Below are 13,867 nucleotides of genomic sequence, written 5' to 3'. Positions count from 1 at the left end.
CGGTACGTCAGCGGGTGGGCTCTCCCGCCGGCTCGCGCTCGGCGCCCGCCGGGCGGTCCGCGGCGTGCGCCCCGTCGGCGGGCTCGTCGCGGTCGAGGTCGTGGGCGTCCTCGCCGCGCGGGCCGTCGGCGGCCGAGCCGTCGCCGTCGTCGTCGAGGTCGTCCTCGAGGTCCTCGTCCTCCTCGCCCGCGTCCAGCGCGCTGGTGCGCCGCGCCGAGAGGTACACGGCCACCACGAGCACCAGCAGCGCCGCGGCGGCGATGGCCAGGCGGATCGGGGTGCTGGCGCTCTCGCCGACCGTCAGGGCGACCACCGCCGGCACGATGAGGATCGCGACGAGGTTCATCACCTTGAGCAGCGGGTTGATGGCCGGGCCGGCGGTGTCCTTGAAGGGGTCGCCGACGGTGTCGCCGATGACCGTGGCCGCGTGGGCGTCGGAGCCCTTGCCGCCGTAGCGGCCGTCCTCCACGAGCTTCTTGGCGTTGTCCCAGGCGCCGCCGGAGTTGGCGAGGAACACCGCCATGAGGCACCCGGTGCCGATGGCGCCGGCCAGGAAGCCCGCCAGCGACGCCACGCCCAGGCCGAAGCCGACCACCACCGGCGCGAGCACCGCGAGCAGGCCGGGGGTCGCCAGCTCGCGCAGGGAGTCGCGGGTGCAGATGTCCACCACGCGGCCGTACTCCGGCTTCTCGGTGCCGTCCATGATCCCGGGCTTCTCCCGGAACTGGCGGCGCACCTCGAAGACGATGGCGCCGGCGGCGCGGGTCACCGCGTCGATGGCGAGGCCGGAGAAGAGGAAGACGACGGCGGCGCCGGCCAGCAGGCCCACGAGCACCGAGGGCACCGTGATCTGGCCGATCGCGATGACGAAGCCGCCCTGGTTGAGCTGCAGGCCCAGGGACTGCAGCACGAACTGGCTGGGCACCTGCTGCACGCTCGCGAACGCCGACTGGGCGGCGGTCAGGAAGGTGTCGGTGAGGGACCCGAACAGCGCCGTCGCCGCGAGCACGGCGGTGGCGATGGCGATGCCCTTGGTGATCGCCTTGGTAGTGTTGCCCACGGCGTCGAGGTCGGTGAGGGTGCGCGCGGCCTCCTCGTCGACGTCGCCGGACATCTCGGCGATGCCCTGGGCGTTGTCGCTGACCGGGCCGAAGGTGTCCATGGCCACGATGACGCCGACCGTGGTGAGCAGGCCGGTGCCCGCCAGGGCCACGAGGAACAGCGCGAGCGTGGTGTTGCCGGCGGCCAGCAGGAAGCACAGCAGCACCGCGCCGCTGATGATCAGCGTGGTGTAGACGGCCGAGGTCAGGCCCAGGCCGATGCCGGACAGGACCACGGTGGCCGGGCCCGTCAGCGACGTGCGCGCCACGCCCTGGGTGGGCTTGGACTCGGTGCCGGTGTAGTAGCCGGTGATCCACAGGATGACGACGGCCAGCAGGATGCCGACGATGACGGCGGCCGAGGCCAGGAAGCGCGGGTCGCTGTCGATCTGGGCGATCGCCGGGCTGGTCAAGCCCCCGAGGCCGCTGAAGCTGGAGGGCAGGTAGAGGAAGGCCACCGCGGTGCTGCCGACGGCGGAGACCACCGCCGAGAGGTAGAAGCCGCGCTGGATGGCGCCCAGGCCGCTCTCGGAGCCGCGGGTGCGGATGAGCATGATGCCGAGCACCGCGGTGATCGCGCCGACGGCGGGCACGAGCAGCGGGAAGACCAGCCCCTCGTCGCCGAAGGCGGCGCGCCCGAGGATCAGGGCCGCCACGAGGGTCACCGCGTAGGACTCGAAGAGGTCGGCGGCCATGCCGGCGCAGTCGCCCACGTTGTCGCCCACGTTGTCGGCGATGGTGGCGGCGTTGCGCGGGTCGTCCTCGGGGATGCCCTGCTCGACCTTGCCGACCAGGTCGGCGCCGACGTCGGCGGCCTTGGTGAAGATGCCGCCGCCGACGCGCATGAACATGGCGACCAGGGCGGCCCCGAAGCCGAAGCCCTCGAGCATCGTCGGGGCGTCGGACTTGAAGAAGAGCACCACCAGGGAGGAGCCGAGCAGGCCCAGGCCCACGGTGGCCATGCCGACCGTTCCGCCGGTGCGGATGGCCAGGCGGAAGCCCTCGGCGCGCCCCTCGGGCTCGCGCGAGGCCGCGGCCACGCGGACGTTGGCGCGCACCGCGAGCGACATGCCCAGGTAGCCGATCGCCGCAGAGAACAGCGCGCCCACGAGGAAGAGCACCGCCCGGCCGACCCTCACCTCCCAGTCGCCCGGGAGCACGAACAGCAGGGCCACCACCGGCAGCGCGAAGATGCCCAGCGTGCGCAGCTGGCGGCGCAGGTAGGCGCTCGCGCCCTCCTGCACGCCGGCGGCGATCTCCTGCATCCGCTCGGTGCCCTCGCCGGCGGCGAGCACCTGCCGGCGGAACACGAAGGCCATCACCAGGCCGAGCGCGGCGATGACCGCGACGGCGATGACGATGATCTGGTCTCGGCCGGTCACGGCCGTGCTGGCAGTCGTGGACGCACCAGCCGCGGTCTGCACCCCGGCCAGCACGGCAGAGCTCGTCAGCCCGAGCATCCGTCCTCCTCGACGAGGCTGGGCGAACCCCCCAGGTGGCCTCGCGGCACCCGACGGGGGGTGGAACAGGTCGTCGCGAGACTACAGACGCCCCGGCCCGGCGCACCGCAGCGGGGCCGCGGCGCTCAGGCGCCGGTCGTCGTCGTCCCCGCCGCCGTGGGAGCCGTCGCAGCCACCGGAGGGCGCCACGTGAGGCGGGTGGTGCCGCCGGGCCCCCCGGGGCCCGCCGTCACGGCGACCTCGTCGGCCAGGCCCTCCATGAGCAGCATGGCGACCTCCTCGGTCTCGACGCCGTCGTCACCGGCGTGGTCGACCACCTCGACCACCAGCTCCCCGCCGCGGCAGGTGGCGGTGAGCTCGACCAGCTCCGCCGCCCCCGCGGACTCGCTGCGCTGCACGGCCCTGCCGCACGCCTCCCCCACGGCCAGCCGCACGCCCTCGACGTCACCGCCGGCCAGGCCGGCCCGCCGGGCCAGCGAGGTGGCGACCAGGCGGGCGATGCGCACGTGCTCGGGGAGGGCGGAGAAGCGCAGCACGACGGGCCCCAGCGGCGCGGGAGCGCCGCTGGGGCCAGCACCGGGCACGGGCGCTGCCAACGGCCCGCCAGACCTCGTCGGTCGCCGGCTCAGGACGTGGCGTCTCCGCTGGACGCCGCGACCGCGTCGTCCACGGTGCTGTGGATGGGGAAGACCTTGGTCAGGCCGGTGATGCGGAAGACCTTGAGGATCTTCTCCTGGGTGCACACCAGGTGCAGCGAGCCGTCGTGGGAGCGGACCCGCTTCAGGCCGCCCACGAGGACTCCGAGACCGGTGGAGTCGAGGAAGTCGACCTTCTCCATGTCGACGACGAGGTGGTGGCGGCCCTCCCCGACCAGGTCGTTCAGGCGCTCGCGCAGCACGGGGGCGGTGTACACGTCGATCTCGCCGCCGACCTCGACGACGGTCCGGCCGCCCTGCTCGCGGCTCGTGACGGACAGGTCCACGGTGGCTCCTCGGGGTCGGTGCTGGTCACTCGCGGGTGACCCGGTGGGCGATCAGGCTCGGGTGGCAGTCAACCACCCGGTCCCCCGGTCGGCCACGCGCGGTTCCCCGACCGGCACCCGGTGCGACCATCGGAGGGTGCAGGACGAGGCGGGCGACGGCCCGGGGGGCGGCGCGCCCGCCGCCGCGCAGCACCTGCTGCGCGCTCCCGGCCGCCGCGAGCGCGTGCTGCACGAGCACACCGTCCCCGCCCGCCGCGGCACCACCGCCCCGTGGCCCGCCTGGGTGCACCCGGAGCTGCGCTCGGCCCTGGAGCGGTCCGGGGTGGCGTCGCTGTGGCTCCACCAGGTGCAGGCGGCCGAGGCCGCGCGCGCCGGGCGGCACGTGGTGGTGTCCACCGGCACCGCGTCGGGCAAGTCGCTGGCGTACCTGCTCCCGGCGCTGACCGCCGTCGCCGAGGGGGCCGCCGAGCCGGGCGGCCGCGGCGCCACCTCCCTGTACCTGTCCCCCACCAAGGCCCTCGCGGCGGACCAGCTGCAGGTGGTGCGGTCGCTGGCGGTGCCGGGCGTGCGCGCGGCCACCTACGACGGCGACGTGCCGCCGGAGGAGCGCCGGTGGGTGCGCGAGCACGCCAACCACGTGCTCACCAACCCGGACATGCTCCACCGGTCCCTGCTGCCCGGGCACGCCCGCTGGCACCGCTTCCTCCGGGCGCTGCGGGTGGTGGTGGTGGACGAGTGCCACCACTACCGGGGGCTGTTCGGGTCGCACGTCGCCGACGTGCTGCGGCGCCTGCGGCGCCTGGCGCGGGCCGCGGGAGCGGACCCCGTGTTCGTGCTGGCCTCGGCCACGGCGGCCGCGCCGGCCCTCACCGCCTCCCGCCTGGTGGGCGTCCCGGTGGAGGAGGTCGTGGCCGTCACGGACGACACCGCGCGCCGCGGCGCCACCCGGTTCTGGATGTGGGAGCCGCCGCTGCTGCCGGGCACCGGGAAGAACGGCGCCCCCACCCGCCGCTCGGCGACCTCGGAGGCGGCCGACCTGCTGACCGACCTCGTGTCCGGCGGGGTGCGCACGGTGGCCTTCGTGAGGTCCCGCCGCGGCGCCGAGGCGGTCGCCTCCGCCGCGCGGCGCTCCCTCGCCGAGGTCGACCCGGCGCTGCCCGGCCGGGTGGCCGCCTACCGGTCGGGCTTCCTGCCCGAGGAGCGGCGCGAGCTGGAGCGGCGCCTGCGGGACGGCGACCTGCTGGGCGTGGCGTCCACCAGCGCGCTGGAGCTGGGGGTGGACGTCTCCGGCCTGGACGCGGTGGTGGTGGCCGGGTGGCCCGGCACCCGCTCGGCGCTGTGGCAGCGCGCGGGGCGCGCGGGCCGGGCCGGCCAGGACGCCCTCGCCGTGCTGGTCGCCGAGGACGACCCCCTCGACACCTACGTGGTGCACCACCCGGAGGTGGTGCTCGGGGCCCCCGTGGAGAGCACGGTGCTGGACCCGGGCAACCCGTACGTCCTGGGGCCGCACCTGTGCGCCGCCGCCGCCGAGCGGCCGCTGACCCCCGAGGACCTCCCGCTGTTCGGCCCCTCCGCGGAGCCGGTGCTGCGCCACCTCGTCGCGGGCGGGCTGCTGCGGCGCCGGCCCGGGGGCTGGTTCTGGACCCGCCGCGAGCGCGCCACCGACCTGGCCGACCTGCGCGGCACGGGCGGCGAGCCGGTGCGGCTGGTGGAGGCCGCGACGGGGCGCGTGCTGGGCAGCGTGGACGCGGGCTCCGCGCACCACGCGGTGCACCCGGGCGCGGTGTACGTGCACCAGGGGGAGACGCACGTGGTGGAGGCGCTCGACGAGGAGGGCTCCGTGGCGCTGGTGCGCCGGGAGGACGTGGAGCACTCCACCTCGGCGCGGACCACCACCGACGTCCGCATCCTGTCCGAGGACCGGCGCCGCACCTGGGGGCCGGTGGCGGTCTGCACGGGTGCCGTCGAGGTGACCACGCAGGTGACGTCGTACCTGCGGCGGCGCGCGGTCACCGGGGAGGTGCTGGGCGAGGAGCCGCTCGACCTGCCCGCCCGCACCCTGCGCACCGCCGCGGTGTGGTGGACGGTGCCGCCGGACCTGCTCGAGGGGGCCGGCGTCGCCCCGGCGGACCTGCCGGGGGCGGCGCACGCCGCCGAGCACGCGGCGATCGGGCTGCTGCCGCTGGTGGCCACCTGCGACCGGTGGGACGTCGGCGGGGTCTCCACGGCGCTGCACCCCGACACGGGCCTGCCCACCGTGGTGGTGCACGACGCCGCCGCCGGGGGTGCGGGCTTCGCCGAGCGGGGGTTCACCGCCGCGGCGACCTGGCTGCGGGCCACCGCCGACCTGGTGGCGGAGTGCGAGTGCCCGGCGGGGTGCCCCTCGTGCGTGCAGTCCCCCAAGTGCGGCAACGGCAACTCCCCGCTCGACAAGGCGGGGGCGCTGCGCATGCTGCGCCTGGTGCTGGCCGGTGCGGACGAGGACGGCGGCCGCGACGTCGTCGACCTGCGCGACGCGCCGCGCGCTGCTCCGGACGCGCTGGGCCAGCGCGCCGGCGGCGCCCGGCGGGTCTAGCGTCCGGGAGACCTGGCCGGCGCAAGGGTGCCGGCCCGTCCAGCAGGGGGTCCCCCGTGATCGTCCTCGCCGTGCTGCTGCTCCTGGCCGTGGCCCTGGTGGTGCTCTTCGTGGTGGTCACGGGCATCACGCCGACCGTCCAGCTGGAGTGGTCTCAGATCAGCGCCTCCGTCACGCTGACGGCCCTGGCCGTGTTCCTCCTCGGTGCCGCGTGCCTGCTCGTGGCCGAGGCCGGCCTCGCGCTGCTCCTGCGCGGCAACCGGAAGAGCTGGGAGCGCCGCCGCGAGCTGAAGCGGCTGCGCCGCGTGGAGGCCGAGCGGGCCCGCCACGCCGGTCCGTCCGGCGCCCCGGCGGGCGCCCCCGCCGGCCGCGCCGACAGCCCCGCGGCGACGGGGACGACGACCGGAGCGGACGCCCCGGCGGCCGCGGCTCCGGGCTCGGGCTCCCCGGACGGGGCGCGCGGCGGCTCCTCGCGCAGCTGAGGCGCCCGGCCCGGCCCGTCGCTGACCCACCGGAGACGAGCACGGCCTGCGGGACGGGCGGGAGGAGCTCCCGGCGTCAGGGCGCCTGCCCGGCCCTGGCCCGAGAGGTGACCGGGCCCAGCGCGCCCGCGAGGCCGGGGGGCCGCACCGCCACCTCGACGTCGACCAGCGGGCCACCGCCCTGGCCCCCTGCCCCCGGCAGGGCCCCGGAGGCAGCGCCGGCCGACGGGCCGGTGACCTCAGCGCAGGCCACCAGCTCACCGCCCCCGGCGCGGGCCACCCGTCCCGCGCGCCCGCACCCGCTCTCCCCGACCGCGGACGCCGCGGCCGCGGCCAGGGCTGCGGCGTCGGCGACGGACCCCGCACGCGCCGCGGCCGCGCCCACCTGACCGGCGGCCGCCGCCGCGGCCGCGAGGACGAGCGCCCCCGCGGCCGCGGCGAGGACCAGCACCGACCCCGAGCCCCGGTCAGCGCCCTCGCGTCGCACCGGTGCGCCGCCGCGCCTCACGGGCCGTCCGCCTCGACCAGCTCGACGGGGGCCACGGCGCTGCCGGTGAGCGACCCGACGCGACCGACCACGGGCGCCTCCAGCGGCACGCGCACCTCGACGCGGACCACGTCACCGGTGCGGCGGACGCCCACCACCCCACCCGCGGTGGCGTCCGCGACGCGGCCGGCGACCTCAGCGACCGCCTCCCCGCGCGCCAGGGCTCGCGCCGCCGCCCCCGCCGCCAGCTCCACCCGCACCTGCGCCGCACCGGCCGCCGCCAGCCAGGCGGCCAGGAGCAGCACCACCGCCAGGGGGACGAGGCCGACAGCGAGCTCCGCCGTCACCGCGCCGTCCTGCCGGCCGCGGGTGCGCCGGCAGCGGGGGCAGGGGGTCACACCAGGCTCAGCGCGCGCTGCACCAGGGCGAGGAGCATGCCCCGCACCTCGCCGCTGGACAGGACCGCCAGCAGCAGCGCGGCGAAGCCGCAGGCGGCGAGCGTGGCGATGGCGTACTCCGCGGTCGCCATGCCCGCGTCGGCGCGGGGGCGGCGGGCGGAGCGGGCGGAGCGGGCGGAGCGGGCGCTGTCGGCCGCTCCGGGGGTCTCGGCGGTGCCGGCGGGGGCGGGGTGGGTCACGTCGTCCTCCTCGTGGTGGGTCCGGACCGGCGGACGCCGGCCCGGACCCACGCTGGCCGCCGTGGGGGCTCGTCCGCTGGCGTCAGCCCGGGCCTGTGGACGGGCCGGGCGCGCAGGACGCCTGTGGGCGCAGCACGCGCTCAGCAGGGGCACCACCGCCGCCCGGACGACCGTGGTCCGCTCAGCCGAGCAGGCCCCGACCCAGCGACAGCAGCACGGGCACCACGGCCAGGAGGCCGAAGGCCGGCAGCGTGCACAGCCCGAGCGGCGCCACGACCCGCACCCCGAGCCTGGCCGCCGCCAGCGCAGCGGCCCGGCGCCGCCGCCGGCGCAGCTCGGCGGCGGCGGAGCCCAGCAGGGCCGCCACCGGAGCCCCCGTCTGCTCGGCGATCCACAGGCAGCGCTGGAGCGCGGTCACCGCCTCGGCCAGCGCCGCACCCGTCCGCGTGTCGGGCGGGCCGCCGGGACCCCGGGCGGACGGGCCGCCACGGGCGGGCGCACCGCCGGCCACCGCCTCGAGCGCCGCCGCGACCGCAGCGGCCCCCGGGCCCCCGGCCTCTCGCAGGACCCCCGCCACGGACCTCACCGCCGCGGCCGGTGGCGCCCCCGCCGAGACGACGGCGGCGACGAGGTCGAGGACCAGCGGCGGGTCCACCTCGGCAGCGGCCCCGTGGCCGCTGGTCCGGCGCGGGCCGGCCCGCCCGGACGACCACGCCCGTGGGCGCCCGGGCAGGACTAGGACGGCCAGGCCCACCATGACGCCGGCGGCCCACGCGCAGGACGCGTCCGGCGCGAGGAGACCCGTCACCGGACCCGCGCCGCCGAGCGCACCAGCGCTGACGTCCACGCCCAGCCGGCCACGGCGAAGGCCCCGCCCAGCGCGGCGCACCAGCGGCCGGCGGGCGTGCCCACGAGCACGGCGAGCGGGTCGGCGCCCAGTGCGGTGGAGGCCGCCAGGCCCAGGGGCGGCAGGGCCAGCAGGAGTCGCGCGGTGGCCCGCGGCCCCGCGAGCGCGGCGTCGCGGACGTCGGTGGCGGCGGCCTCGTCCCGCAGGGCCGCGGCCAGGCCCTCGAGCACGGCCGCCGCCGGCGCGCCGGTGGTCTCACTGGTCCGCCAGGCCAGCGCCAGGGACTGCAGGGCCGGGCCGGCGGACCCGCCCGCCCCGGGGTGGTGGCGCAGCGCCGCGGCCGGGTCCTCCCCCGCAGCAGCGGCACGCGCGGCGGCGTCCAGGGCGGCGGCCACCCCGTCCGAAGCGTCCCCGACCGCGTCCGAGCGCGACCGCTGCGGCGCCCAGGCCGCGCCGGGGACGGCGCCGGCCCGCAGCAGCGCCGCCACCTCGGCGGCGGCGCGCGCCACCCCCACCGCGGGCGGATCCGCCGCGGGGCCGGGCAGCAGGCGCCCCAGCACCCGCCGTGCGCCCGCCGACGCGCCGCGGCGGCCGACCGGGCTGCCGACCGGGCTGCCGACCGGGCTGTCGGGGCGGGTGGCCCCCGCGGGGCCGGGCACGAGCATCCAGCCGGCAGCCCCGACGAGGAGCGCGGCGAGCAGGGCGGCCGCGGGTGCTGCGGCCGGGCTCACGACCGGCGCCGCGAGCCCTGCACCGGCACCGCCGCCACCCGCAGCAGCTCCGCCAGGCGCCCCCAGCCCTCCTCGCGGGTGCCGGGGTGGTCGGGCGCCGCCCCCGCCCGCAGCGCCGGCAGCACGACGAGCCCCGCCTGACCACCCCGGCCGGCGGCCCCGGCCGCGAGGGAGACCACGCCGACCTCGACGACGCGGCGCAGCCCGCCGTCGCGGCGCAGGTGCACCACCACCTGCAGCCCGGCGGCGGCCTGCGCGGCGAGCACCTCCGGGCCCATGCCCGCGAGGGCGGCCAGCGCGGTCAGCCGCGCCGGCACGGACGACGCCGAGTTGGCGTGCACGGTGCAGCTGCCGCCCTCGTGGCCCGAGTTCAGCGCCATGAGCAGGTCGGCCACCTCGGCCCCGCGCACCTCCCCCACCACGAGGCGGTCGGGGCGCATCCGCAGGGCCTGGCGGACCAGCTCCCGCTGCCCGACGGCGCCGGCGCCCTCGACGTTGCCGTGGCGGGCCTGCAGGCGGACCACGTGCGGGTGCGCCGGGGACAGCTCGCCGGAGTCCTCCACGAGCACCATCCGCTCGCGGGGATCCACCAGGCCGAGCAGGGCCCCGAGCAGGGTGGTCTTCCCGCTCCCGGTGCCTCCTGAGACCAGCGTGGAGCAGCGGTGCCGCACCACGGCGCGCAGCACGTCGGCCCACCCGGGCGGCAGCGAACCGGCGGCGTCCAGGTCGGCCAGGGACAGCGGCGCTCGGCGGGGCACCCGCAGCGACAGGAGGGTCCCGCTGCCGGAGACCGGCGGCAGCACCGCGTGCAGGCGGGTGCCGTCGGCCAGGACGGCGTCGACGCAGGGGCTCGCGTCGTCCAGGCGCCTCCCGGCCCCGGCGGCCAGGCGGACGGCGAGCGCCCGCACCTGCGGTTCGGGCCCGAGGTCGAGGTCGACCCGCACCAGGCCGTCACCGCGGTCGGCCCACACCGCACCGGGTCCGTTGACCAGGACGTCGGTGGTGCCGGGCAGGTCGAGGAGCTCCTGCAGGGGCCCGGCGCTCACGGCCTGCTGCCGGGACGGTCGTCGGGGGCGGCGAGGGCGTGCAGGACCTGCCGCGCGCACCGGGCGAGCGGGCCGCGGGGGCGCGGCAGCGGGTCTCCCCGGCCGAGCGCCGAGCGCACGTCGCGGTCGGGGGGCAGGCGCGCCAGCAGCGGGAGCGCGAGCGCGTCGGACACGTCAGCGGGGGCGAGCGCGGCGCCGGGCGGCGTCGACACCACCAGGCGCACGTCGCCGGCGTGGCCCAGCAGGACCGGCAGCTGCGCGCTGGCCGCGGCGACCGCGCGCTGGTGCGCCGGGACCAGGAGCACGAGCAGGTCGAGGCGCCACAGCAGCGAGGCGCCGCTGTGGCGGGGCAGGTCGACCACCACGAGGCCGCTGGCGCGCGCGGCGCTCTCGAGCACCGCCTCGACGGCCGCGGGAGGTGCCGTCCGGTGCTCCGGCCACGGCGACCAGGAGAGCACCGCGAGCCCGTCGCGCCCGCGGGGCAGCCCGTCCGCGAGGGCGGCGGAGCGCAGCGGCGCTGCGGCGTCGAGCACGTCGTGCCAGCGCAGGCCCGGCTCCTCGTGGGCGCCCACGACCGCGTCGAGGCCGCCGCCGAGGGGGTCGGCGTCCACGAGGAGCACCGGTCGGGCGCGGTCGGCGGCTGCGGCGGTGCGGGCGACCGCTGCTGCGAGCACGGAGGCACCGGCGCCGCCGCAGCCGCCGACCACGCCGACGACCAGCCCGCTGGCGCCCGGCCCCTCGGCGGCGCCGGCCAGCAGGGCGGCCACCGCCGGGGCGTCGTCCGGGAGCAGCGCGACGCCCTCGGCACCGACCTCCACGGCGCTGCGCCACAGGGGCGCGGCGTCCTGGCCCGGTGACGCCGGTGCCACGAGCAGCACCCCGGGCCGCCGCTGCGGCACGCCGAGGGCGGCGGCGTCGTCGCCCAGCAGCACGGCGGGGGCCGTGCGCCAGGCGGCCCCGGCCGCCGCGGCGTCCCCGACCACCCGCAGCGCGGCACCTCCCGCGGCGGCCAGGCGCCGCGCCTGCTCCACCACCACGGACCGCCCGGTCACCAGCAGCACCTCGTCCACAGCGCGACCCTGGCGGGAGCGGCGCGGGTCGCGCCCCTCCCGTCGAGCGACTGTGGACGGCGGGGTCCGCCAGAGCTCCCGCGGGGCCCCTGTGGGCTCACGACGCAGCGGCCGGTGCTGCCGCCGAGGGAGGCGGCGGGCCTCTCCTCGACCCGCCCACCACCGCCCTCCACCTCCGCTTGACGAACGTCCCCCGAGTGGGTCGGATGGTGCGCCTGGTCGGCGGCGACGGTGCCCCGACCCGCACCAGGAGGCGCTGTGAGCACCGAGCACAGGACCACCGGCCCCGGCGGCGCCGCCCGCACAGGGAGCACGACGAGCACGACGAGCACGACAGGCGGAGCGGGCGGACCGGCGGCCGCCCACCTCGAGGACGTGCGCCGCAGCGCCGAGTTCGAAGCGCTGCGGCGCTCGTTCCGGAGGGTGGTGTTCCCCACCACGGCGGCGTTCCTGGCCTGGTACGCCCTCTACGTGCTCCTCGCCGCGTACGCGCCGGAGTTCATGGGCACGCGGGTCGGGGGCAGCACCATCACCATCGGGCTGCTGCTCGGCCTGGGGCAGTTCGTGACCACCTTCGCCATCACCATGGCCTACCGCCGCTGGGCCGACCGCCGCTTCGACGCCCGCGCCGAGGCGCTGCGCGCGCAGATCACGGGGGGTGCCCGGTGAACCTCGGCAACCCGCTCGTCAACATCGCGATCTTCGGCGCCTTCGTGGCGGTGACCATGGTCATCGTCCTGAGGGCCTCGCGGAACAACAAGACCGCCGCGGACTACTACGCCGCCGGCCGCTCGTTCTCCGGCCCGCAGAACGGCACCGCCATCGCCGGCGACTACCTGTCCGCGGCCAGCTTCCTGGGCATCGCCGGCGCCATCGCCATCTACGGCTACGACGGCTTCCTCTACTCCATCGGCTTCCTGGTGGCGTGGCTCGTGGCGCTGCTGCTCGTGGCGGAGCTGCTGCGCAACACCGGCAAGTTCACGATGGCCGACGTCCTGAGCTTCCGGCTGCGCCAGCGCCCGGTGCGCATGGCCGCGGCGCTGGCCACCCTGGCGGTCTGCTTCTTCTACCTGCTGGCGCAGATGGCGGGGGCGGGCGGCCTGGTGGCGCTGCTGCTGGGCATCACGGCTCCCGCCGGGCAGTACGTGGTGGTCGCCGTCGTCGGCGTCCTGATGATCGTCTACGTGCTGGTGGGCGGCATGAAGGGCACCACCTGGGTGCAGATCGTCAAGGCCGTGCTGCTCATCGCCGGCGCCGCCTGCATGACGGTCTGGGTGCTCGCCACCTACGGCTTCAACGTCTCGTCGCTGATGCAGGCCGCGATCGACACGGCCGCGTCGCAGGGCGTGGAGGACCCGGAGGGCCTCATCGAGCCGATGAACCAGTACGGCGCCTCGGCCCTCACCAAGCTCAACTTCCTGTCGCTGGCGCTGGCGCTGGTGCTCGGCACCGCGGGCCTGCCCCACGTGCTCATGCGCTTCTACACGGTGCCGGACGCCAAGCAGGCCCGCCGCAGCGTGGTGTGGGCGATCTGGCTGATCGGCCTGTTCTACCTGTTCACGCTGGTGCTGGGGTACGGCGCCGGGGCCCTCGTCGGGCCGGAGGCGATCATGTCGGCGCCGGGCGGGGTCAACTCCGCCGCACCGCTGCTCGCCTACGAGCTGGGCGGCACCCTGCTGCTCGGGTTCATCGCGGCGGTCGCCTTCGCGACCATCCTCGCCGTGGTCGCGGGGCTCGCGATCACGGCCGCGGCATCCTTCGCGCACGACGTGTACGCCAGCGTGGTCAAGGACGGCAGGCCGGACCCGGGGGCCGAGGTGAGGATCGCCCGGCGCACCGTCATCGTCATCGGCGCGGTGGCCATCCTCGGCGGCATGTTCGCGGTCGGGCAGAACGTGGCCTTCCTCGTGGCGCTGGCGTTCGCCGTGGCCGCGAGCGCCAACCTGCCGACGCTCGTGTACTCGCTGTTCTGGCGCCGGTTCAACACCCGCGGGGCGCTGTGGTCGATCTACGGCGGGCTCATCAGCTGCCTGACCCTGATCGTCTTCTCCCCCGTGGTCTCGGGCAAGCCCAACCCCGCGGACCCCGAGAACAACCTCTCGCTGGTCAAGGACCCCTCGATCGACTTCTCGCTGTTCCCGCTGGAGAACCCCGGCATCGTCTCCATCCCGCTGGCCTTCCTCCTGGGGTGGCTGGGCACGGTGACGTCCAAGCCGGAGCCCGACCACGAGGCGAAGGCCACCGAGATGGAGGTGCGCGCCCTCACCGGCGCCGGCGCCGAGGGCGCCGTCGACCACTGACCGCGGCCACGACGACGACGGTCGCCGGCCGGTCGGGTCCCCGCTGCGCGCGGGTGCCCACCGGCCGGCGCCCGACCGGCCCCCACCACCCTCGGCGCCACCAGACCCGCTGGCTAGGGTCGGCCCTGGCCGCCCCCTGCCGACCTGAAG

At 77.7% G+C, this 13,867-nt stretch carries 14 protein-coding genes; 4 read left to right on the top strand and 10 right to left on the bottom strand.

The annotated features are described in order from the left end of the window. Positions 1-7: 7 nt before the first annotated feature. The 3 genes from FHN55_RS08410 to FHN55_RS08400 form a co-directional block, all read right to left on the bottom strand. Entirely contained in the window at positions 8-2,560 is a 2,553-nt protein-coding gene (locus FHN55_RS08410) for a sodium-translocating pyrophosphatase (protein ID WP_139711864.1), read from the bottom strand. Between the two features lie 125 nt (positions 2,561-2,685). Next, positions 2,686-3,144 carry an ATP-binding protein gene (locus FHN55_RS08405; RefSeq protein ID WP_257570808.1) on the bottom strand — a complete coding sequence of 153 codons (459 nt, stop codon included), beginning with the start codon at positions 3,142-3,144 and terminating at the stop codon, positions 2,686-2,688. A gap of 41 nt (positions 3,145-3,185) precedes the next feature. Next, entirely contained in the window at positions 3,186-3,542 is a 357-nt protein-coding gene (locus FHN55_RS08400; RefSeq protein WP_139711863.1) for an STAS domain-containing protein, read from the bottom strand. A gap of 136 nt (positions 3,543-3,678) precedes the next feature. Here FHN55_RS08400 and FHN55_RS08395 point away from each other — a divergent pair, with 136 nt between their 5' ends. After that, complete coding sequence (locus FHN55_RS08395; protein WP_373995712.1) at positions 3,679-6,117, top strand: DEAD/DEAH box helicase; 2,439 nt, start codon at positions 3,679-3,681, stop codon at positions 6,115-6,117. Positions 6,118-6,173: 56 nt separating this feature from the next. After that, a complete protein-coding gene (locus FHN55_RS08390) occupies positions 6,174-6,599 on the top strand; it encodes a hypothetical protein (RefSeq protein WP_139711861.1) in 426 nt (141 codons plus the stop codon). Between the two features lie 76 nt (positions 6,600-6,675). Here FHN55_RS08390 and FHN55_RS08385 read toward each other — a convergent pair whose 3' ends face one another. The 7 genes from FHN55_RS08385 to ssd form a co-directional block, all read right to left on the bottom strand. Continuing rightward, positions 6,676-7,107: a hypothetical protein gene (locus FHN55_RS08385; RefSeq protein ID WP_139711860.1), complete on the bottom strand. Its 432-nt coding sequence runs from the start codon at positions 7,105-7,107 to the stop codon at positions 6,676-6,678. Further along, the gene (locus FHN55_RS08380; protein ID WP_139711859.1) at positions 7,104-7,433 is read right to left on the bottom strand and encodes a TadE family type IV pilus minor pilin; all 330 of its coding nucleotides are present in this window, start codon (positions 7,431-7,433) and stop codon (positions 7,104-7,106) included. Before FHN55_RS08380 ends, FHN55_RS08385 begins: the two co-directional genes overlap by 4 nt. Positions 7,434-7,480: 47 nt before the next feature. After that, positions 7,481-7,723, bottom strand: coding sequence for a DUF4244 domain-containing protein (locus FHN55_RS23685; RefSeq protein ID WP_257570807.1), 243 nt, complete (start codon positions 7,721-7,723; stop codon positions 7,481-7,483). A 181-nt stretch (positions 7,724-7,904) separates the two neighbouring features. Next, positions 7,905-8,531 (bottom strand): type II secretion system F family protein, encoded by a 627-nt coding sequence (locus FHN55_RS08365; protein WP_139711858.1) that lies wholly within the window; start codon positions 8,529-8,531, stop codon positions 7,905-7,907. After that, on the bottom strand, positions 8,528-9,301 hold the full coding sequence (locus FHN55_RS08360; RefSeq protein ID WP_139711857.1) for a type II secretion system F family protein: 774 nt from the start codon (positions 9,299-9,301) through the stop codon (positions 8,528-8,530). The genes FHN55_RS08365 and FHN55_RS08360 overlap by 4 nt, the downstream gene beginning before the upstream one ends. Continuing rightward, positions 9,298-10,347 (bottom strand): TadA family conjugal transfer-associated ATPase, encoded by a 1,050-nt coding sequence (locus FHN55_RS08355; RefSeq protein ID WP_306821794.1) that lies wholly within the window; start codon positions 10,345-10,347, stop codon positions 9,298-9,300. The genes FHN55_RS08360 and FHN55_RS08355 overlap by 4 nt, the downstream gene beginning before the upstream one ends. Further along, positions 10,344-11,417, bottom strand: coding sequence for a septum site-determining protein Ssd (gene ssd / locus FHN55_RS08350; protein ID WP_180357716.1), 1,074 nt, complete (start codon positions 11,415-11,417; stop codon positions 10,344-10,346). The genes FHN55_RS08355 and ssd overlap by 4 nt, the downstream gene beginning before the upstream one ends. Before the next feature lie 258 nt (positions 11,418-11,675). Here ssd and FHN55_RS08345 point away from each other — a divergent pair, with 258 nt between their 5' ends. After that, positions 11,676-12,086 (top strand): DUF485 domain-containing protein, encoded by a 411-nt coding sequence (locus FHN55_RS08345; protein WP_139711854.1) that lies wholly within the window; start codon positions 11,676-11,678, stop codon positions 12,084-12,086. Positions 12,087-12,142: 56 nt separating this feature from the next. Beyond that, the gene (locus FHN55_RS08340) at positions 12,143-13,717 is read left to right on the top strand and encodes a cation acetate symporter (RefSeq protein ID WP_218974470.1); all 1,575 of its coding nucleotides are present in this window, start codon (positions 12,143-12,145) and stop codon (positions 13,715-13,717) included. Positions 13,718-13,867: the final 150 nt, after the last annotated feature.

The organism is Streptomyces sp. NP160, assembly GCF_006335115.1.
GTDB lineage: Bacteria > Actinomycetota > Actinomycetes > Actinomycetales > Quadrisphaeraceae > Quadrisphaera.
The sequence above is the reverse complement of the archived record's forward strand: the minus strand, read 5'-3'. Positions and strand labels throughout refer to the sequence as shown.

Bases quoted from the DNA above. Each gene is read 5' to 3' on its own strand.
- FHN55_RS08410 (WP_139711864.1), bottom strand. From the start codon at position 2,560: ATGCTCGGGCTGACGAGCTCTGCCGTGCTGGCCGGGGTGCAGACCGCG.
- FHN55_RS08340 (WP_218974470.1), top strand. From the start codon at position 12,143: ATGGTCATCGTCCTGAGGGCCTCGCGGAACAACAAGACCGCCGCGGAC.